Source organism: Methylobacterium sp. 001424705 (genome assembly GCF_059816145.1).
Window position 1 is genome coordinate 132,608 of sequence record NZ_JCBANU010000008.1, and the last position, 19,615, is coordinate 152,222.

The following is a 19,615-nucleotide window of genomic DNA, read 5'->3' on the forward strand; positions in this document are numbered from 1 at the left end:
CAGCCGCTCGGCGTCCTCCGCTTGCCCCGCGCCGACCCGGCCCCACCCGATACCCCGGTGTGGACGCGGGCCGGCTCTTTCGGATGCGCCGGCCCGTGTTTACCTCTATAAGCCCGGCCAACATTCGCCTTCAGACTTTTCGATCGACCGTAGGTTCACGATGCTCGGTGCCCTCGCCAAGAAGATTTTCGGCTCGTCCAACGACCGGCGCGTGAAGGGCTATCGTCCCCGTGTGGCCGAGATCAACGCCCTGGAGCCGCAGGTCGCCGCGCTTTCGGACGACCAGCTCCGCGCCCGCACCGACATGCTGAAGGCCGAGCTCGCGGCCGGCAAGACGCTCGACGACATCCTCGTGCCCGCCTTCGCCACCGTGCGCGAGGCGGCCAAGCGCGTGCTCGGCCAGCGCCACTTCGACGTGCAGCTCATCGGCGGCATGGTGCTCCACGAGAGCGGAATCGCCGAGATGCGCACCGGCGAGGGCAAGACCCTGGTGGCGACCCTGCCGGTCTACCTCAATGCCCTCTCGGGGCTGGGCGTCCACGTGGTCACGGTGAACGACTACCTGGCCGCCCGCGACGCGGAGTGGATGGGCCGGGTCTACCGCTTCCTCGGCCTCACCGTCGGCACCATCGTGCACGGGCTCGACGACGGCCAGCGGAAGGAGGCCTACGCCGCCGACATCACCTACGGCACGAACAACGAGTTCGGGTTCGACTACCTGCGCGACAACATGAAGTACGAGCTCAGCCAGCTGTCCCAGCGCGGGCACAACTTCGCGATCGTCGACGAGGTCGATTCGATCCTGATCGACGAGGCCCGAACCCCGCTGATCATCTCCGGCCCGGTCGACGACCGCTCTGAGCTCTACGTCTCGGTCGACGCGCTGATGCCGCATCTCGAGCGGGAGCATTACGATCTTGACGAGAAGCAGCGCACGGTCTCGCTGACCGAGAGCGGCAACGAGTTCGTCGAGGACCTCCTGCGCGGGGCTGATCTCCTCAAGGAGGGCGACCTCTACGACGCGCACAACGTCAGCCTCGTCCACCACGTGAACCTGGCCCTGCGCGCCCACACCCTGTTCACCCTGGACAAGGACTACATCGTCAAGAACGACGAGGTGGTGATCATCGACGAGTTCACCGGCCGCATGATGCAGGGCCGACGCTACTCGGAAGGCCTGCACCAGGCGCTCGAGGCCAAGGAGCGGGTGACGATCCAGCCCGAGAACCAGACGCTGGCCTCGATCACCTTCCAGAACTACTTCCGCCTCTATTCCAAGCTCGCCGGCATGACCGGTACGGCCTCCACCGAGGCCGACGAGTTCGCCGAGATCTACAAGCTTGAGGTCGTCGACATCCCGACCAACAAAGAGGTCGAGCGCGTCGACGAGGACGACGAGGTCTACCGGACGGTGGCCGAGAAGTACGACGGCATCATCGCCGAGATCGAGAAGGCGCATGCGCGCCACCAGCCGATCCTGGTCGGCACCGGCTCGATCGAGAAGTCGCAGCACCTGGCCGAGATGCTGGTCAAGGCAGGCTTCCGCCAGCTCGACTACTCGGACCCCAACGCCCTCACGGACGTCTACGCCGCTGCCCGCGAAGGCCGGGTGACGAAGCGCTTCGCCGTGCTCAACGCCCGCTTCCACGAGCAGGAAGCCTACATCGTCGCCGAGGCCGGCGTGCCCGGCGCCATCACCATCGCTACCAACATGGCCGGGCGCGGCACCGACATCAAGCTCGGCGGCAACGTCGAGATGCGCGTGGAGAAGGAGCTTGCCAGCGTGCCCGAGGGGCCGGAGCGCAACGCGAAGATCGAGGCGATCAAGGCCGAGATCGCTGAGAACCGCGACAAGGTGCTGGCCTCGGGCGAGGCGGCCGACCCGGCTGCGGGCCGCAAGGTCGCCCTGCCGGGCGGCCTCTACATCATCGGCACCGAGCGCCACGAATCCCGCCGAATCGACAACCAGCTGCGTGGCCGCTCCGGTCGCCAGGGCGATCCCGGCCGCTCGAAGTTCTACCTGTCGCTCCAGGACGACCTGATGCGGATCTTCGGGTCCGACCGCATGGACGGCATGCTGACCCGCCTCGGCCTGGAGCAGGGCGAGGCGATCATCCATCCCTGGATCAACAAGGCCATCGAGAAGGCGCAGCAGAAGGTCGAGGCGCGCAACTTCGACATGCGCAAGAACGTGCTCAAGTACGACAACGTCATGAACGACCAGCGCAAGGTCGTGTTCGAGCAGCGCCGCGACTTCATGGGCCAGGACAGCGTGCGCGAGACCGTGGACGAGATGCGCCACGGCGTCGTCGACGACCTCGTGGCGGTGCACGTGCCCGAGAACGCCTACGCCGAGCAGTGGGACATCGAGGGCCTGCGCGAGCGGGTCCAGACGGTGCTCAACCTCGACGTTCCGGTGGAGGACTGGGCCAAGGAGGAGGGCATCGCCGACGAGGAGATGCGCGACCGCCTGCGCCAGGCCGCTGACGAGGCCTATGCCGGGCGCACCGAGAAGAATACGCCCGAGGTGATGACCTATGTCGAGAAGCAGGTGCTCCTGCAGACTCTCGACCACCTCTGGCGCGAGCACCTCGTCACCCTCGACCACCTGCGCCAGGTGGTGGGCTGGCGCGGCGTCGCCCAGCGCGATCCCCTCAACGAGTACAAGTCCGAGGCGTTCGAGCTGTTCAACAGCCTAGTCGCGGCCCTGCGCGAGCAGGTGACGCAGCAGCTCTCGCGCATCGAGATCATGTACGAGGAGCCGCCCGTGGAGGGCGCCGACAACCCCTTCGCCCCACCCGGCCTGCCGCCGATGTTCGCCCAACACCTCGATCCCGTCACCGGTGAGAACGAGATGGCGGGCACCGGTACGGGTAGCGACGGCGGCGCGGGTCCCGCCTACGGCTACGCCGCACGCGAGATGGGCACGGACACCGCCGTTCTCGAGCGCAACCCGGACGATTCCTCCACCTGGGGCCGCGTCGGGCGCAACGAACCTTGTCCCTGCGGCTCGGGCAAGAAGTACAAGCACTGCCACGGGACGCTGACGGCCTGAGCGTGCCGGCGGTCGCCTACGGCATCGAGCCGGACCTCGACGCGGCGGAGTTCCGCCGCGTCCTGATCGAGTCCGGACTCGCCGTGCGCCGCCCGACCGACGACCTACCGCGCCTGGCCCGGATGCTGGCGCAGGCCGATCTCGTCGTCACCGCCCGGCGGGACGACGACCTCGTCGGCGTCGCGCGCACGCTCACGGATTTCGTGTTCTGCGCCTATCTCTCGGACCTCGCGGTGAGCCGCTCCGCGCAGGGGCTCGGGATCGGCCGCGGCCTCCTCGCCGCCACCCGAGCGGCAGTCGGGCCGCAGGCCTCGCTCCTGCTGACGGCCGCCCCCGGGGCCGTCAGCTTCTACGATCGGATCGGGATGCCGCGGGTGGCGGATGCCTTCCGCTACGACCGCGAGGCCTGACCCGCCGCCTCGAAATCGCCGTCCCTGCCCAGAAACGAACCCATTTGGTGGTCAAGCCATATGGATACGCTTGAGGGAGTGGAGCGAGACGGCATGCAGGAAACCCGATCGGCGACGACGCTGCCTCTACTTGGTCTCCTCCTGGCGGTTCCTGGTCTCGGTGGTTGCAATACCTATGCGGGTGCACCCACGGTGACGGGTTCGACGCTCGCAGCCAAGCCGGTGTCCGTCACCGATGAAGAGCGCGACTGTCTCGGTCGGGCGATGTACTTCGAGTCGAATCGCAGCGACGCCGAAGGCCTGCTCGCCGTCGGCACGGTGGTCATGAACCGGCTCGAGGCCGCCGCCTTTCCGAATGGCGGGATCTGCTCAGTGGTCGGCCAGCCCCGGCAATTCGCCCCCGGTGTCCTGACGAAGAAGATGGACGACAAGAGCCTGCAGAAGGTCGCCGAGGTGACCGATGCCGTCCTCGATGGCCAGCGCCACCCGAAGGTCGGGCGAGCGATGTACTTCCACACGGCCGGCCTGCGCTTCCCCTACAACAACATGCACTACGTGGCGGTGGCCGGCGGCAACGCCTTCTACGAGAAGCGCAAGCCCGGCGCCGTGGAGCAGGCCACGCCGCCCGCGCTCGCCTTCGCCTCGGCCGAGGCCCCCGCGGCGCCGACGATGCCCGGGGTCGCGGCTCCGGTTTCCCCCGCGGCCGCCACCATCCCCGCCCCGGTCGAGACCGCGGCTGCCCGCGCGACCCCGGCCGCCTCGGTGCCGGACCATCGTGCGGCCCCGATCCGTACGGTGCGGGCCACCGTCGACGAGAAGCCCGCACCCGCGGCCAGGGCACCGAAGGCCGCCCACAGCCGCGTCGCCCTAACGCCGGCCGCCCTGGCTCCTGAGCCGCTGATCCCGCCGCCCGTCCTCAACCTGCCAAGGCCGTGAGCCGGCCCCCGGGGAACCGCCGCGAGCCGCGGGCCGATTCCCGACGGGCCTCGGTTCCGGCGCTCTGCGTGCCGCTTTCGGTCGCGGAGATTAACGGGGCCGCCACCCTATCTGAAATCGCACCTTCTCCTTACCGCAGGTCGCGATGAACATGGTTCGGCCGGTCGCCCACCTCACAAAGGCGTGCACGCGTGCGATCGTCCGTGCCCTCACTGGGGGCTTCGATGCGCTGACGGGTCCGGTCGGACGCCTGAACGATCGCGTCGAAGCGCACCTGCACGATCGGACACCGCTGCTCAGGGCCTATTATGCGCGTCCCGCGCCTCGGCTCGCCGCGCCGTTGTCCGTCCTCGACGGGCCCATCGATCTGGCGCTTCGTGGTGGAATCCGCGAGACCGCGCCGAGCCGACCGGCGGAGACGACGGCGCCGCAGCCATCCGCCATGGCATAAGCCAGGTGCCGCCCTCCGAAGCCACCTGATCCGCTTACTGCGGTGGCGCTTCGCCCGAATGTCGGAAAACCCGCCCGTCGCGGCCCTTCGGACCGGGAGGCCGCCTTCGGCACGGTTCCTACACGGTCACTTGGGTCCCGACCTCGACCACGCGGCCGGTGGGGATCTGGAAGAAGTCCGTGGCGTCGTTGGCGTTCTTGGCCAGGGTGATGAAGATTCGGTCCTGCCACAGGGGCATGCCCGAATGGGCGGCCGGGCGGATCGAGCGGCGGGACAGGAAGAACGACGTCGCCATGATGTCGAACTTGAAGCCCTGCTTGCGCAGCAGCGTCAGGGTCCGGGGGATGTTCGGCGTCTCCATGTAGCCGAACTTCATCACCACCTTGTGGAAGTGCGGGCCGATCGGCTCGATGTGGATACGGTCGACCTCGGCGGCGCGGGGCGTGTCCACGGTCTCCACGGTGAGCACCACGTTCTTCTCGTGTAGCACCTTGTTGTGCTTCAGGTTGTGCAGCAGGGCGGCCGGGGCGATGTAGGGGTCGCTGGTCAGGAACACCGCGGTGCCGCGGACGTGATGCGGCGGGCTCTTCTCCAGCATGCTGACGAGCTCGGTGAGCGGTACGTCGGTCTTGCGCGTCTTGTTGATCAGGATCCCGACGCCGCGCACCCAGGTCCACATCATGACGATCAGGGCACCGGCGAACAGCAGGGGTACGTAGCCGCCCTCGAACACCTTCAGCATGTTCGACAGGAGGAACAGGAACTCCACCGCCGCGAAGGGCAGGATTGCGAGGCCGGCGGCCCAGGGCGACCATTTCCAGGTCTTCCACAGCACCAGGAAGGCGAGGCTGGCGGTGATCAGCATCGTGCCCGTCACGGCGATGCCGTAGGCCGAGGCCAGGGCCGCCGAGGAGCGGAACAGAACCGCCAGGATCACCACGCCGACCATCAGCAGCGCGTTGATCTGCGGCAGGTAGATCTGGCCCGAATGCGATTCGGAGGTGTGGCGGATCTCCAGGCGCGGCAGCAGGCCGAGCTGGATCGCCTGGCGCGACAGCGAGAAGGCGCCGGTGATGACGGCCTGGCTCGCCGTGACGGTGGCGGCGGTGGCGAGCAGCACCATCGGCAGCAGGCCCCATTCGGGCACGAGCTGGAAGAACGGATCGGTGGTGTCGGGCTTCGACAGCACCAGGGCCGCCTGGCCGAAATAGTTCAGGACGAGGCAGGGGCCGACGAGGCCGAGCCAGGCGATCTGGATCGGCCGGCGCCCGAAATGGCCGAGATCGGCGAACAGGGCCTCGGCCCCCGTCACCGCCAGGAACACCGCGCCGAGCGCCACCAGGGCGCCGGTGCCGTGCCCGAGGAGGTAATGCACCGCGTAGTACGGGTTGAGGGCCCAGAACACGTCGGTGTTGGCAGCGATGTGGGGCAGGGCGGCGAGCGCCATCGCGGCGAACCACACCACCATCACGGGGCCGAAGAAGGAGGCCACCTTGCTGGTGCCGCGCACCTGGATGAGGAACAGCGGCACGATGATCGCGATGGTGATCGGCAGCACGTACGAATCGAAGGCCGGGGTGACGAGCTTCAGGCCCTCCACCGCCGAGAGCACCGAGATCGCCGGCGTGATGATGGCGTCGCCGTAGAACAGCGAGGCGCCGAGCAGACCGAACATGAACACCACGCGGGAGCCGCCGAGCGCCGTGCGGGCCAGTGCCATCAGCGAGAGGATGCCGCCCTCGCCGTTGTTGTCCATCCGCAGCAGGATAACGACGTACTTGATGGTGACGATGAGGACGAGGGCCCACAGGATCAGCGAGGCGACGCCCAGCACCTCCTCGCGCAGCAGGATGCCGTCGGCCCGCGCCGAGACCAGGGCCTCGCGGAAGGCGTAGAGCGGGCTCGTCCCGATGTCGCCGTAGACAACCCCGACGGAACCGAGGACCAGCGTCCACAGGCCCGCCGGGCCGTGGGCCCGGGCGGTCTCGGGCGAGGCCTCGGCGGCCGGAGGTGCACCGGCGCCGTCGGGTTTGGCGGCGGGCGCGCTCGAAGGGGCGGTCTGCGTCATTCGGCTCGATCGAGGCTCGTGGCGAGCCCAACGTCTCGCGGCGCGAGTTTGCTCGCGCGCGAGAACGCCGGGGCCGTCCCGACGGGGTCGGGCGGCGGGGGACGGTCGCGTTCACGCTATCATGCGGCGCAGGACGCGAGAACGGCAACCTGGTCGCGGTTGCCGCTCATCGGGGTTCGAGTCCGGATCGCGTCCGGCAGCTGCGCGTCAGGAGGCTACTCGGCGGCGGTGCGGGTACCCGTGCCGAAGCGCCGCTCGATGTAGTCGGTCACCACGGTCTCGAAATCCTTGGCGAGGGTCGGTCCGCGCAGGGTCATGGCCTTCTTGCCGTCGATGAAGACCGGCGCCGTGGGGGTCTCGCCGGTGCCCGGCAGGGAGATGCCGATATCGGCGTGCTTCGATTCGCCGGGGCCGTTCACGATGCAGCCCATCACCGCGACGTTGAGGCCTTCGACGCCCGGATAGGCCTTCTTCCATTCCGGCATCGAGTTGACGATCCAGCTCTGGATGTCGCGGGCGAGTTCCTGGAACGTGGTCGAGGTGGTGCGGCCGCAGCCCGGGCAGGCGGCGACGAGGGGCACGAAGGTGCGGAAGCCCATGGTCTGCAGGAGTTCCTGCGCGGCCTTCACCTCCACGGTGCGGTCGCCGCCCGGCTCGGGGGTCAGCGAGTAGCGGATGGTGTCGCCGATGCCTTCCTGCAGCAGCACGCCGATGGCGGCGGAGGCGGCCACCAGGCCCTTCGAGCCCATGCCGGCCTCGGTGAGACCCAGATGGATGGCGAAGTCGGAGCGGCGCGCCACCTCGCGATAGACCGCGATGAGATCCTGCACCGCCGAGACCTTGGCCGACAGGATGATCTTGTCCTGGGACAGGCCGAGTTCCACCGCGCGCTCGGCCGAGCTGAGGGCCGATTGCACCATGGCCTCGCGCATCACCGCGCGGGCGTCGATCGGCCGGGCCGAGCGGGCGTTCTCGTCCATCAGGTGCGTGAGCAGCGCCTCGTCGAGGGAGCCCCAGTTCGCGCCGATCCGGACGGTCTTATCGTAGCGGATCGCCTGCTCGATGATGGTCGAGAACTGCGTGTCCTTCTTCTCCTTGAAGCCGACATTGCCCGGGTTGATCCGGTACTTGGCCAGCGCCTCGGCGCAGGCCGGATGGTCGGACAGGAGCTTGTGGCCGATGTAATGGAAGTCGCCCACCAGCGGCACGTGCACGCCGATGCGGTCCAGACGCTCGCGGATCTTCGGCACGGCGGCAGCCGCCTCGTCCCGGTCGACGGTGATGCGCACGAGCTCCGAGCCGGCCCGGGCGAGCTGGGCCACCTGGGCCACGGTGCCGTCGATGTCGGCGGTGTCGGTGTTGGTCATCGACTGGACGACGATCGGTGCACCGCCGCCCACCGTGACCGCGCCCTCACCGGATCCGATGGTGACGCCGACCGTGCGGTGGCGTGGGCTCGGGCCTGCGATCTCGGGGCCGGTGCCGCTGATCGGGTTGACGGGGGTCGCGTCCATGATGTCCATCGTTGACTGTGCGCTCCGAGGAACGTCCGCCGCCGACCGGGAGCCTCCGATCGGGCCGGTCCGGACCGGGGGCGGCGTTCCGATGCCGCAAACTCTACGCCCTCGATCGTTTAGCTGAGATGACGGCGGGCGGGCGTCAAGTCCGCTGCGTCACCGGGCATTCCGGATGGCACAGCGAACACGCTGATCGTATTCGGCTTCTCCCATGTCCCATCCGGGCGGCGATGTCGAGTTTCCGGACCGGTCCGGGTGGCAGGGCTGCGTCACGGACAGGGAACCGCTGCATCTTCCCGCCTGTTTGTGGCCTTGCGGCATCATATATTGCGCTGCAGCATAAACGTTGGGAGATCCGCATGCTTGATCCGCATCAGCAGCCGACGGTCGATTCGCTCATCGACGTCCCGGTCGAACGGGACCTGCGGATGCAGCCCGCCGCCAAGACCCGTGTGATGGCAGGTCCGCATGCGGAGAAGACCGTCGCCCTCGCCCTTCAGGGCGGCGGCGCGCACGGCGCCTTCACCTGGGGCGTGCTCGATGCGCTGATCGAGGACGGGCGCCTCGGTTTCGAGGCGATCACCGGGGCGAGCGCCGGGGCGATGAATGCCGTCGTGATGGTCGATGGCTGGCTCGAGGGCGGGCCCGGGGGCGCTCGCCGGGCCCTGGAGCGGTTCTGGCGCGAGGTCAGCCTCGATGGCGACTTCTGGCCGGCTCAGCGCCGCGCCTTCAGCGGTCTGTTCGAGTTCTGGTCGAACAATCCGATCGCGGAGTTCTGGAGCCGGGCCCTGAAGACCAGCCCCTACACCTCGAACCCGCTGAACTACAATCCGCTCCGCAAGGTGCTCGCCGCCCAGGTGGATTTCGAGCGCCTGCGCGCCGCTGAGACCGCTGCGGTGTTCGTCTCCGCCACCAATGTCTGGACGGGCAAGCTCGCGGTGTTCGAGCGCGAGGCGCTGAACGTCGATCACCTCATGGCCTCCGCCTGCCTGCCGACCGTGTTCCAGGCGGTGGAGATCGACGGCGTGCCCTACTGGGATGGCGGCTATCTCGGCAACCCGCCGCTCTATCCCCTCTATCGCGGGGCCGAGACCCGCGACATCGTCCTGGTGCAGATCAACCCGGTGGAGCGCCGCGAGACCCCGCGCACGCCGCAGGAGATCCAGGACCGGCTCAACGAGATCACCTTCAACGCCAACCTCATGCGCGAACTGCGCGCGATCGACTTCGTCGACCACCTCATCGCCGAGGGCGTGCTCGGCCGGGGCGAGTACCAGTCGCAGTACGTCCACCGCATCGACGGCACGGGCGCCCTCGACGAGTACCAGGCCTCCTCGCGCCTCGATGCCCGCTGGCGGGTGTTCGAGCGCCTGCGAGACAAGGGCCGCGGTGCGGCTCAGGCCTGGATCGCCGAGAATTACGAGCAGATCGGCCGAACCTGCACCCTCGATCTCGAGGCGACCTACCGTTGATGCGCGTCCACACGCCGCGGCTGGATTAAGAGCAGCGGTTCGTGCGTTGATGCTCTTATGACGACCGAACCGAACCCGCCCGGCCCCGCTGCCATCGTCGACCTGCTCGTGCCGCTCCGGCGCTACGCGCGGGCCCTAACGCGCGACACGCTGCGGGCCGATGACCTCGTGCACGATGCGCTGGTGCGGGCCCTGGAATCGGGCCAGGCGGCGCGGCCGAACACCAACCTGCGCACCTGGATGATGACGGTGCTGCACAACGTCTTCATCGACGAGCAGCGCCGGAAGCGGGTCGAGGCCCGCCACGCCGATACCCTCGTGCAGATGAGCGAGGAGATGGCGCCCCCGGCCCAGGAGGCGCAAGTCCGCCTTGCGCAGATCCGGCGCGCCTTCCTCACGCTGCCGGAAGAGCAGCGCGCCGCCCTTCACCTCGTTACCCTGGAAGGTATGGCCTATGCCGATGCGGCGGCCGTCCTCGGCATCCCCATCGGCACACTGATGTCGCGTCTTGGGCGGGGCCGCGCCGCCCTGCGGGCCTTCGAGGAAGGTGAGCGCCAGGGGAGCGGTGTCGCCGAGCGGCGCCAGCGCCTCGCGGCCGAGCGGCCGCGCCTGCGCCTCGTCGCCCAGGACGAGGACGACGCATCGCACCGAACGGGCCGCGCCGTCGGCGACACCTGAGACGTTTTCGAAGACCGGGACGGAGCGCCATAGGCAGGCCGATCCGTTCTCAGCGCGGCCGGGACTCCTCGTCCGGGGACGCGCCCCCTGTATCCGACCGGAGCCGACGCCATGGACCAGACCGCGATGATCGATCCGATCACCGAGAATGACCTCACCGCCTTCGTGGATGGGCAGCTCGATGGCCTGCGCCGCCTCGACGTGGAGGCGCACCTGGCGCGCAATCCCGAGACCGCCGCGCAGATCATGGCCGAGCTGCACGACCGGGACGCGCTCCGGCAGGCCTTCGCCATTCTTCCCGGCCCCGGACCGGAGCGTAACCGGGCCGCCGCACGGCGCCTCGACCGGACTCTGGCCTGGCGCCGGTTCGGTGACCGCCTGCGTCGCGCCGCGGTGATCGCGCTCCTCGTTGGCACCGGCTGGCTGGCCCATTCCGACGGGCCTTTCCTCGGCGTGCCGGACACGTTCGCCTCCCCCGTCGATCCGGCCCTGGTCGCCGATGCCCGCCACGCCCGCGAGGCGGCGCAGGTCCGCGCCCGCATTGCCGCGCAGCGGGGCGATCAGGCCCAGGCTTATGATCGCGCCGGCATTGCCGCAGCTACCGGCATCGCGTTGCCCGACCTGCCGGCGGACTGGACGGTGCGCGACGTGCAGATCGTGCCGGCCCGCAACGGCACCGGCATCGAGGTGGTGATTGACGCCGGCAAGCTCGGCGAAGTCTCCCTGTTTGCCACCCGCAGCCTCGACGGCCACGTCGCTCCGAGCGAGGTCACGAGCCCCGGCGACGGCGAGACCGCCTACTGGACCGCCGGTCACTCGGCCTACGCCCTCAGCGGAGGTCACGACCACGTCGGTCTCGAATCCGCAGCGCGCAACCTCGCCGGCCGGACTGCGACGAAGCTCTGATCGGTCGTCGCGTCAGTCCGGCGCCTGCATTGCCCGGTTTCCGCGACGCGGCGCTCTCCCGGCGCGTCGATCGCCTGTGTCGATGCAGGACGGCCAAGTCCGGTCATTCGCCTCTTCCGACGTTTTCCGGAAGCCCGAAAGAAACATCGAAAGCGATTTCGTCAGCGTTCAGACGAGCCGTGCCATAGGCCTGTTGTATAGAAGCCCTATACTCCGATGGCACTCGCTCTGTGCCGACCTCTGACGCCGAGACGCCGATGGCCCGCCTGCTCCCGACCCTGATGTTCCTGGCCGCCCTGCCGGTGGGGATTGCTCCTACGGCGGTTTGGGCGGAGGAGACTGCGCAGAAACCGGCCTCGGCCCCCGCCGTCGGTGTCACGCCCCTGACACCCGGCAAGGCAGCCCGGGCACCCTACCTCTCCGAGGCACAGGCGCCCGACACCGTCGCGATCCTCGGAGCCCCGCCGCGGGGCCAGTCGGCGGCCGAGTCGGCGGACAAAGCCGCGTTCGTCGCAACTCGGGCCCTCAAGGGAACGCCGCGCTGGACCCTGGCCACCACCGATGTGGCCGATGGCGCCTCGGCGATCCTTGACGATTTCGCCTGCGTCATCGGCCAGCGTATCGAGCAGTCCCGGGCGCCTGCCCTGATGACCCTTCTGGAACGCGCGCGCCTCGACATCGCCCAGGCCACTCGTGGTCCGAAGCTGCATTACCGCCGCCTGCGCCCCTTCGTCGGCAACGACGCGGAGATCTGCGTGATGCGGACCTCCGACCTCGGCAATGCCTTCAGCTTCCCGTCGAGCCATGCGACCCAGGCCTGGACCTACGCGGCGATCATGGCGGCCCTGATGCCCGAGAAGGCGACGCAGTTCTTCGTCCGTGCCCGCTCCTACGGCGAGAGCCGTGTCGTCTGCGGTCTGCACTGGGCGAGCGATATCGAGGCCGGGCGCACGGCTGCCAGCGCCGTCTTCGCCGCCCTTCAGGGCGACGCCGGCTTTCGGGCCGATCTGGACAAGGCTCGCGTCGAACTCGGCAAGCTCAGGGCCGCCGGCGGTCCGGCTCCCGACCAAGCCGTCTGTGCCCGCGAGGAGGCCGCCGCCCGTGAGCCGATCCTGTAGTGTTTGACCGGCGACCCAGCGTTCCCGAACTTCATCACTGAGCAGTACCGGATCGGTTATGCCTTCGAGCATCGCTTCGGCCCCGACCCGATCTTCCGGCAGAACTTCCGCAACCAGCAGATTGACGCTGACCTAAGCTAGACCCAGATCGACGCCCTGAGCGACGATCTCACCCGGGCCCTGCGCTCCACGGGCCGGATCACCAACGTGCTCAACGCGTTCGCGGTCGACAACCAGATCGAGGCGCACGTTGCCACCGGTCCAGTGCAGCGCACCCTGCTCACCGACGAACTCATGCCCTCTGTGAGCTTCGCGCCCTCCTTCGCCTCACACTTGGGCTCGATCGCGACGGCACACCGTTCCAGTCGACGGAAGTCCAGCAGATGGCGGCATCAAGTTCAACGTGCCGGGCACCAACGTCGTCCTGAACACCGCCATCTTCGACATCACCCAGACCAACGTGCTGCGGCCCGACCCCGTCAATCCGTTGGTCGTCCAGGCCGCCGTCGGAGAGGCGCAGGCGCGCGGCGCGGAACCGGAGGCCGTCGCCAATCTCGGACCCGGCTTCAACATCCTGGCTGCCTAGAGCCACGTGGACATCCGAACGACCCGGAGCCTGGGCAGCCCGGAGACGGTCGGGCTCGCCCTTTCGGGCATTCCCGGCAACCCCTTCAAGATGCGCGCGACCTCCGTGCTAACCCCCGGGTCTCGACCTCTACGGTCTCGGGGTCGGCGGCGGCGTGCGCGACGCTGGCAGCAGCTCGGCCAACGACGTGCCAAGCAGCTTCCGCAACGCCACCGTGACTCTGTTCGATGCGGTACTCGGCTACGATTTCGCACGGATCGATCCGAAGCTGCAGGGCATGAAACTGCAGGCCACCGTCCACAACATGTTCGACCGCAGCTATCAGACCTGCTGCCAGGCGGGCTTCTGCTATCGCGGTCAGCCGCGCCGGTTCATCGCGAGCCTGATCGATCTCTGGGAATGCGCCGCCCAACGGAAAGAGGCCCGGCCGATCAGCCCGGCCGAGCCTCCTCGAGGATTTTCCCGTGAAACGTTAACGACGTTTCCTCAGGATTTGGTGATCGTTCCGGTCTGGGCACGCCTGCGGCGTCGGGCCAGCATGTTCAGCCCCTCCACGCCCGCCGAGAAGGCCATGGCAGTGTAGATGTACCCCTTCGACACGTGAGCACCGAAGCCTTCGGCGATCAGCGTCATGCCGATCATGATGAGGAAGCCCAGCGCCAACATCACCACCGTCGGGTTGGCGGCGATGAAGCGCGATAACGGGTCGGCAGCCAGCAGCATCACGGTCACGGCGGTGACGACGGCGATCACCATGATGGGCACGTGCTCCGTCATGCCCACCGCCGTGATGATGCTGTCGATGGAAAACACGAGATCGAGGACGAGGATCTGGCCGATGGCCGCGGTGAAGCCGAGCCGCACAGCGCTGCTCCCGAACGTCTCCGGCTCCGGATCGACGGTGTGATGGATCTCCTTCGTGGCCTTCCACAGAAGGAACAGGCCGCCGGCGATGAGGATCAGATCGCGCCAGGAAAAGCCCTTGCCGAACACCTCGAAGACGGGCTGCGTCAGGGCGACGATGTACGCGATGGTGGCGAGGAGGCCGAGGCGCAGGATCAGCGCGAGGCCGATGCCGATGCGCCGTGCCTTCTGCTGGTGCTCGGGCGGAAGCTTGTTGGTCAGGATCGAGATGAAGATGAGGTTGTCGATGCCGAGCACGACCTCCATCACCACCAGGGTGGCGAGGGCCGCCCAGGCGGTGGGGTCGCTGGCGAGTTGAAGCAGGCTGTCCACTGTGGCCTCGTCGAGTCAGTCAGGGCCGCTCCCCCGGACGGCGTCGCGCCGGGAGCGGGGATGGAGAGGGGCGAGGCCGGTCCCGGCCCCGTTCGGCTGGGTCAGGCCGTCGGACCGGGGCTGCTCGCGGCCACGCCCGGCCGTTCGGCCGGGGCCGGGCTGAAGATCCGCACCGCCTTCGGCACCACCTTGAAATGGGCGGGGGTGTAGGTCGACAATTCGCCATCGGTGTTCACGGGGCGCGGCTTCTTGGTCTTCACCACGATCTCAGTGGTGCTGAAGGCCCGCACGTCGGCCGCCTTGCCCTGGGTGCCCTTGCGCAGAGCCGGCAGGAGCATCAGCAGCCGCCACCAATGGGCGACCTCCAGGCTATAGAAGTCGAGCTTGCCGTCGTCGACGGTGGCCGTCTCCTCGACGGTCATGCCGCCGCCGTAGTGACGTCCGTTGCCCACCGAGACCTGGATGGTGCGCACCGTCTCGGTCTGACCGTCATGCTCGATGTAGACGGTGAAGGGCCGCATCCGCCGAAGCACGCGGACCGCCGCGATGCCGTAGCCGAGGGTGCCCCAGGTCTTCTTCGATTCCGCCGTGAGGTCGCCCGCGAGGTCCGCCGAGAAGCCGATGCTGGCGACGTTGAAGTAGTAGTGCCCGTTGACGCAGCCGAGATCGGCCGGGCGTGCCTCCGCGCTGGTGATGAGGCGAGCGGCCTCCACCGGGTCGACGGGCAGGCCGAGGGAGCGGGCGAGATCGTTGGCCGTGCCGAGGGGCAGGATGCCCAGGGGCAATCCCGTCTCGACCAGAGCGGGCGCGGCCGCGTTGAGGGTGCCGTCACCGCCACCGAGGATGACGAGATCGCAACCCTGCGCGTGACGCTTGATGACCGCAGTGCAGTCGGCGTCACCCGGCGGCTCGAAGGGTTCGATCCCTCCGGCGCGGAGGACGTCGCGGACCTCGTCGAGGGAAAAGCTGCCGTTGCGGGCCTTCGGATTGACGAGGAGAAGCGCCTTGCGGGAGGGCGCGCTCATCGGGAGGCTCCGGTCTGGCACGGATCAGGCTGACGATGTGGGAACGGGAAACAACGAGGGACCATGAGGCTCGACACCCTCCGGTGCGTTCGCGCCGCGTCAGCGCAAAAGCATGGAAGGGTCCGACATCACGGTCAACGCCTCGACCGCCAGAGGGGCCCGGACCCGATCCACAAGGTGGGTTCAGGCTTGGCAATGACAAGAGCCCCCCGGCACAAGAGTCGGTGCCGCGGCGCCTGGGTCCGTGCGCTACGCATCCCCGCAATCCTCGCACCCGTCCACACTTCCGAACCTGGGCCGAACCGTTGCGTGCGCATTCAGGGAAACTTAGCGGCCGCACCCGACGTTTCATTCCGGTCGATCGGTCCCGCACGCGCTTTTCCGAAACCCCGGCCGCGACCCCGGTGATGATGCCATGCGCCACGGTCCAAGCTCCAACGGAACCGGTCTCGTCCGACTTGGCTTCGCCTCGTCCGTCGCGCTGATGAGCGCGGCTCTGTCCGTAGGAACGGCGCAGGCCCAGACGCGCCCGGGTTGGGTCGACCCGCCGGCTCGACAGGCGGTGCAACCCGGCGCGGACAAGGCCGTCGGTGAGAAGCTGTCGCTCGAGAAATCCGCCTCCGAGAAGCCCGTGACCGAGAAGCCCGTGGCTGAGACGCCTGCGACGGCCAAGGCGCAGGCGGATGGCCCGTCGGCCCAGGACGCGGCGAGCGCCGAGCGGACGCCGATGGCCGCGCACCGGCGGCGCGTGGCAGGATCCGCCGACGGCCGCCGTGCGGCGACCCGCGAGGGACGCGCCGCGCCGGAGCGCCTGCATATCCGCCCGCGCCTGGCCGACACGCCCACCCCGATGGCATCACCGGCGGCGGCCTCGGACGCACGCTTCCCCGAATGGGCCGCCGCCGCGACGCGCCTGACCGACCGGTACCTGGACAACGTCTCGGCCTCCGGGGACGCGATGGTGGTGAACGCGCCGCGATTCTACGCCGAGCGGGTCCGTTTCCACGGCCGCACCCTGTCACTGGCGGCCCTCATCGCCGAGAAGCGCCGCTTCGTCCGGCGCTGGCCCGAGCGTCACTACGAGGCACAGGGCGGAGCGACCCGAACGGCCTGCAACGCGGCGAGCGCGACCTGCATCGTCCACACCACCTTCAATTTCCGCGCCGACAACCCGGGGCGCGGCGTGCGTTCGCAGGGCGTATCCGAACTCACACTGACCATCAGCTTCGCCGGGGAGCGCCCGCTGATCATCGCCGAGTCGAGCCGCGTGCTGCGCCGCTATGGTGCGGGGCCGCAGAGCGCTATAGCGAATGCGCAGCGCGGTGCCTGAGGCCGGCCCGTCGCGATCGGTGCGTCATACCCGGAGTTCTGCGCATCTTGGATGATCGAAATCCACCCTCGCCGGGACTGGGTGAGGCGCGACGGGACGGGGCGGCCTCGGAGCGTGAGGCCTTGCGCCTGCGTATCGCCCGAGCCGTCACGCAGGCAGGCGCCTATCCGGTGGCAGAGCGCACGCTCGCGCTCCTGGCGGAAGCGGCCCTCGCGCCCAGCCCGGAGCCGCCCGGCTACCGCGTGATCGATCGGACGGGCGCACCGCGTCACGTCACCGAGGCGGACGGGGCCCTGGTTCCGATGGATTTGCCGGCCCTCCTCGCGGAACTCCGAGACCGGCACCCCGCCCTGTTCCGGCCGATTCCCGCGCCGGAACCCGAGTCCGCGCCGGAGCCCGTTCCGACGCAGGATTTCCGAATGGCGACGGCGCGGTTCGTCGAGGCGCAGTCGGTTCTCGCACGGTCTCTGGTCACGCGCTCGGCCACCCGAAGCCGTGCCCTCGCCACCTCCCTGTCCAGTCGCTTCGCGACGCTCCGGCGCAGCCGGGTCGCGTCTTCGCCGGCTGAGGCGGTCGCGCCGGGACCCGCGGCCGACCCCGCGGAACCGAGCCGGGCCGGCCTCGTCGCCGGCCGCGTCCGAGAGGGGGCGCAGCGCGTCGGCGGCTATGCCCGCGGTCGCCTCGCCGACAGCGCCTCGCGTCTCGGCGAAGTCGCCCGCGACCGCAACGTGATGCGCGATGCCCTATCCCGGCGCGCCCTCCCGATCGGACTCGGCGCCGCTGCGCTCGTGGCCCTCCTCGCCGTCTTCGGAGGGCGGACGCCGCAGGAGACCGCTTCGCCCGATACGGGGGGACCGGCTCAATCCCCGCCGCAGGCCTCGTCCACAGCGGCGCCGCCGAGCGCGCCCGACATGAGTCCCGCTCTGCCGGAGGAAACGCCTCCGAAACCGGCCTCGGCCAACGAGATCCGTGGTCCGGTGGAGGTCATCGATACCGCGACCCTGCGGGTCGGCGGCAAGCTCGTGCGCCTCTTCGGGGTGGAGTGGGTGCGCGGCGGACAGGCTGACGAACTCACCCGCTACCTGGCCGGCCGTACCGTGACCTGCCAGCCGGTGGCCGGCAGCGAGGCCCGCCTGTGCGCGGTGGACGGGCGCGACCTCTCCGAGGTGGTGCTGTTCAACGGCGGCGGCCGCGCCTCACCCGAGGCGACGCCCGACCTCGTGGCCGCCGAGGACCATGCCCGCGCCGAGCGCCTCGGAGTTTGGGGACGCTGACACCCTGACCTTGGTCGCCTCCGCGCCCAGGACGCACCCGACACCCTTGCGTCGCACGATCCGGCCGGTCTCAATGCCGGCGGGATCGTCGGGGGAACGGGGCATGGATTTCTCTGTGGGCGTGAGCGTCGCGGCGGTGGTGCTCGTGGCGCTCGTCGTCGTGACCCTCGGGATCGGCATCAACATCGTCCCCCAGGGGCACGTCTACACCGTGGAGCGGTTCGGCAAGTACCACCGCAGCCTGGAATCCGGCCTCGGCCTCATCGCCCCCTACGTCGAGCGAATCGGCCGGCGGGTGAACGTGATGGAGCAGGTCATCGACGTGCCGAGCCAAGAGGCCTTCACCCGCGACAATGCCGGGGTGCGGATCGATGCCGTGGTGTTCTACCAGGTGCTCGATGCAGCCCGGGCCTCCTACGAGGTCTCCAACCTCGAGGTCGCGATGATGACTCTGACGATGACCAACATCCGCACGGTGGTCGGCTCCATGGATCTCGACCAGCTCCTGTCCCACCGCGACGAGATCAACGAGCGCCTGCTGCGGGTGATGGATGCCGCCGCCTCACCCTGGGGCGTGAAGATGACCCGCATCGAGATCAAGGACATCGTGCCGCCCGCCGACCTCGCCGGCGCGATGGCGCGGCAGATGAAGGCCGAGCGCGAGAAGCGCGCCTCTGTGCTGGAGGCGGAGGGGCACCGGCAAGCCGAGATCCTGCGTGCGGAGGGGCGCAAGCAATCGGCGATCCTGGAGGCTGAAGGGCGCAAGGAGGCGGCCTTTCGCGATGCGGAGGCGCGGGAGCGCGGGGCGGAGGCCGAGGCGCGGGCGACCCAGCTCGTCAGCGAGGCCATCGCCAAGGGCGACCTCGCGGCAGCGAATTTCCTCGTGGCCGAGAAGTATGTCGAGGCGGTCAAGGCCATCGCCACCGCGCCGAACCAGCGCGTGGTGGTGGTCCCGATCGAGGCGGCGGCCCTCGCGGGCACCCTGTGCGGCATCGCCGAGATCACCCGCAGCGTCTTTGGCGAGGGGGCTCCTGCCCGGAAGAGCGCGGGCCTGCCTCCGAATGTCGGCGGGTCGGCGCGATGATCGCGTCGTTCGTCGACGCGATCGGCCCGGCCTGGACCTGGATCCTCGTCGGCCTCGTGCTGATGGGAACCGAACTCGTCGCCTCGGGGGTGTTCCTGCTCTGGCTCGGTCTCGCAGCCGTGGTCACGGGGCTGCAAAGTCTCCTCGTGCCGATGCCCTGGCAGGGACAGCTGCTGCTGTTCGCCGGCCTGTCGGTGGCCTTCGCGGTGGTCGCGAGCCGCCGGACCAAGAACGGTCCGAGCGCCCTGAACCAGGGTGCCCAGGGCCTCGTCGGGCGGGACTATTCCCTCGTGGCACCGATCGTCGCCGGCGAGGGTCGGATCCGCGTCAACGACACCCTCTGGCGCGTCACCGGCCCGGATGCGCCCATGGGCGCCCGGGTGCGGGTGACGGGGGTTGTCTAATCGCATCTCCCTCGTCAAGCGGGTTGGTCGTGCAAGGCGCTGCCGGGTGCAGGGTTGTCTTCGCG

18 protein-coding genes are annotated in these 19,615 nt (G+C 69.2%); 14 read left to right on the forward strand and 4 right to left on the reverse strand.

The features are described 5' to 3' along the window. Positions 1-160 precede the first annotated feature (160 nt). The 3 genes from secA (at position 161) to AC6EUL_RS08840 (ending at position 4,401) form a co-directional block, all read left to right on the forward strand. A complete protein-coding gene (secA, locus tag AC6EUL_RS08830) occupies positions 161-3,055 on the forward strand; it encodes a preprotein translocase subunit SecA (protein WP_499869859.1) in 2,895 nt (964 codons plus the stop codon). Next, positions 3,052-3,465 (forward strand): GNAT family N-acetyltransferase, encoded by a 414-nt coding sequence (locus AC6EUL_RS08835; RefSeq protein ID WP_056276676.1) that lies wholly within the window; start codon positions 3,052-3,054, stop codon positions 3,463-3,465. Before secA ends, AC6EUL_RS08835 begins: the two co-directional genes overlap by 4 nt. Before the next feature lie 93 nt (positions 3,466-3,558). Beyond that, positions 3,559-4,401 (forward strand): cell wall hydrolase, encoded by an 843-nt coding sequence (locus tag AC6EUL_RS08840; protein ID WP_499869860.1) that lies wholly within the window; start codon positions 3,559-3,561, stop codon positions 4,399-4,401. 569 nt (positions 4,402-4,970) lie between these two features. Here AC6EUL_RS08840 and AC6EUL_RS08845 read toward each other — a convergent pair. Then, on the reverse strand, positions 4,971-6,920 hold the full coding sequence (locus AC6EUL_RS08845) for a potassium transporter Kup (protein WP_056211597.1): 1,950 nt from the start codon (positions 6,918-6,920) through the stop codon (positions 4,971-4,973). Positions 6,921-7,135: 215 nt separating this feature from the next. Then, positions 7,136-8,443, reverse strand: coding sequence for a flavodoxin-dependent (E)-4-hydroxy-3-methylbut-2-enyl-diphosphate synthase (gene ispG, locus AC6EUL_RS08850; protein WP_056351993.1), 1,308 nt, complete (start codon positions 8,441-8,443; stop codon positions 7,136-7,138). Positions 8,444-8,796: 353 nt separating this feature from the next. Here ispG and AC6EUL_RS08855 point away from each other — a divergent pair, with 353 nt between their 5' ends. The 7 genes from AC6EUL_RS08855 to AC6EUL_RS08885 all read left to right on the forward strand — a co-directional run bounded on the left by AC6EUL_RS08855 (position 8,797) and on the right by AC6EUL_RS08885 (position 13,780). After that, positions 8,797-9,909, forward strand: a complete 1,113-nt coding sequence (locus AC6EUL_RS08855; protein ID WP_056276181.1) for a patatin-like phospholipase family protein — start codon at positions 8,797-8,799, stop codon at positions 9,907-9,909. 57 nt (positions 9,910-9,966) lie between these two features. Beyond that, on the forward strand, positions 9,967-10,587 hold the full coding sequence (locus AC6EUL_RS08860) for a sigma-70 family RNA polymerase sigma factor (RefSeq protein ID WP_499869861.1): 621 nt from the start codon (positions 9,967-9,969) through the stop codon (positions 10,585-10,587). A 111-nt stretch (positions 10,588-10,698) separates the two neighbouring features. After that, the gene (locus AC6EUL_RS08865; RefSeq protein ID WP_244472684.1) at positions 10,699-11,493 is read left to right on the forward strand and encodes an anti-sigma factor family protein; all 795 of its coding nucleotides are present in this window, start codon (positions 10,699-10,701) and stop codon (positions 11,491-11,493) included. Positions 11,494-11,750: 257 nt separating this feature from the next. Continuing rightward, positions 11,751-12,611: an acid phosphatase gene (locus AC6EUL_RS08870; protein WP_499869862.1), complete on the forward strand. Its 861-nt coding sequence runs from the start codon at positions 11,751-11,753 to the stop codon at positions 12,609-12,611. A 3-nt stretch (positions 12,612-12,614) separates the two neighbouring features. Further along, positions 12,615-12,752, forward strand: coding sequence for a hypothetical protein (locus tag AC6EUL_RS08875; RefSeq protein ID WP_156389749.1), 138 nt, complete (start codon positions 12,615-12,617; stop codon positions 12,750-12,752). A 262-nt stretch (positions 12,753-13,014) separates the two neighbouring features. Further along, entirely contained in the window at positions 13,015-13,197 is a 183-nt protein-coding gene (locus tag AC6EUL_RS08880) for a hypothetical protein (protein ID WP_056276172.1), read from the forward strand. Positions 13,198-13,351: 154 nt separating this feature from the next. Then, the gene (locus tag AC6EUL_RS08885) at positions 13,352-13,780 is read left to right on the forward strand and encodes a hypothetical protein (RefSeq protein ID WP_499869863.1); all 429 of its coding nucleotides are present in this window, start codon (positions 13,352-13,354) and stop codon (positions 13,778-13,780) included. Here AC6EUL_RS08885 and AC6EUL_RS08890 read toward each other — a convergent pair. Together AC6EUL_RS08890 and AC6EUL_RS08895 are read right to left on the reverse strand one after the other, a co-directional pair. Continuing rightward, the gene (locus tag AC6EUL_RS08890; RefSeq protein WP_499869864.1) at positions 13,684-14,433 is read right to left on the reverse strand and encodes a TerC family protein; all 750 of its coding nucleotides are present in this window, start codon (positions 14,431-14,433) and stop codon (positions 13,684-13,686) included. The two genes, AC6EUL_RS08885 and AC6EUL_RS08890, sit on opposite strands and share 97 nt — an antisense overlap. Before the next feature lie 101 nt (positions 14,434-14,534). Beyond that, positions 14,535-15,458: a lipid kinase gene (locus AC6EUL_RS08895; protein ID WP_056352011.1), complete on the reverse strand. Its 924-nt coding sequence runs from the start codon at positions 15,456-15,458 to the stop codon at positions 14,535-14,537. 415 nt (positions 15,459-15,873) lie between these two features. Here AC6EUL_RS08895 and AC6EUL_RS08900 point away from each other — a divergent pair, with 415 nt between their 5' ends. The 4 genes from AC6EUL_RS08900 (at position 15,874) to AC6EUL_RS08915 (ending at position 19,550) form a co-directional block, all read left to right on the forward strand. After that, positions 15,874-16,788, forward strand: a complete 915-nt coding sequence (locus AC6EUL_RS08900; RefSeq protein WP_056381892.1) for a hypothetical protein — start codon at positions 15,874-15,876, stop codon at positions 16,786-16,788. A 122-nt stretch (positions 16,789-16,910) separates the two neighbouring features. Next, entirely contained in the window at positions 16,911-18,062 is a 1,152-nt protein-coding gene (locus AC6EUL_RS08905) for a hypothetical protein (RefSeq protein WP_499869865.1), read from the forward strand. A gap of 103 nt (positions 18,063-18,165) precedes the next feature. After that, entirely contained in the window at positions 18,166-19,146 is a 981-nt protein-coding gene (locus AC6EUL_RS08910) for an SPFH domain-containing protein (RefSeq protein WP_499869866.1), read from the forward strand. Then, positions 19,143-19,550: an NfeD family protein gene (locus tag AC6EUL_RS08915; RefSeq protein WP_499869867.1), complete on the forward strand. Its 408-nt coding sequence runs from the start codon at positions 19,143-19,145 to the stop codon at positions 19,548-19,550. The genes AC6EUL_RS08910 and AC6EUL_RS08915 overlap by 4 nt, the downstream gene beginning before the upstream one ends. Positions 19,551-19,615 lie beyond the last annotated feature (65 nt).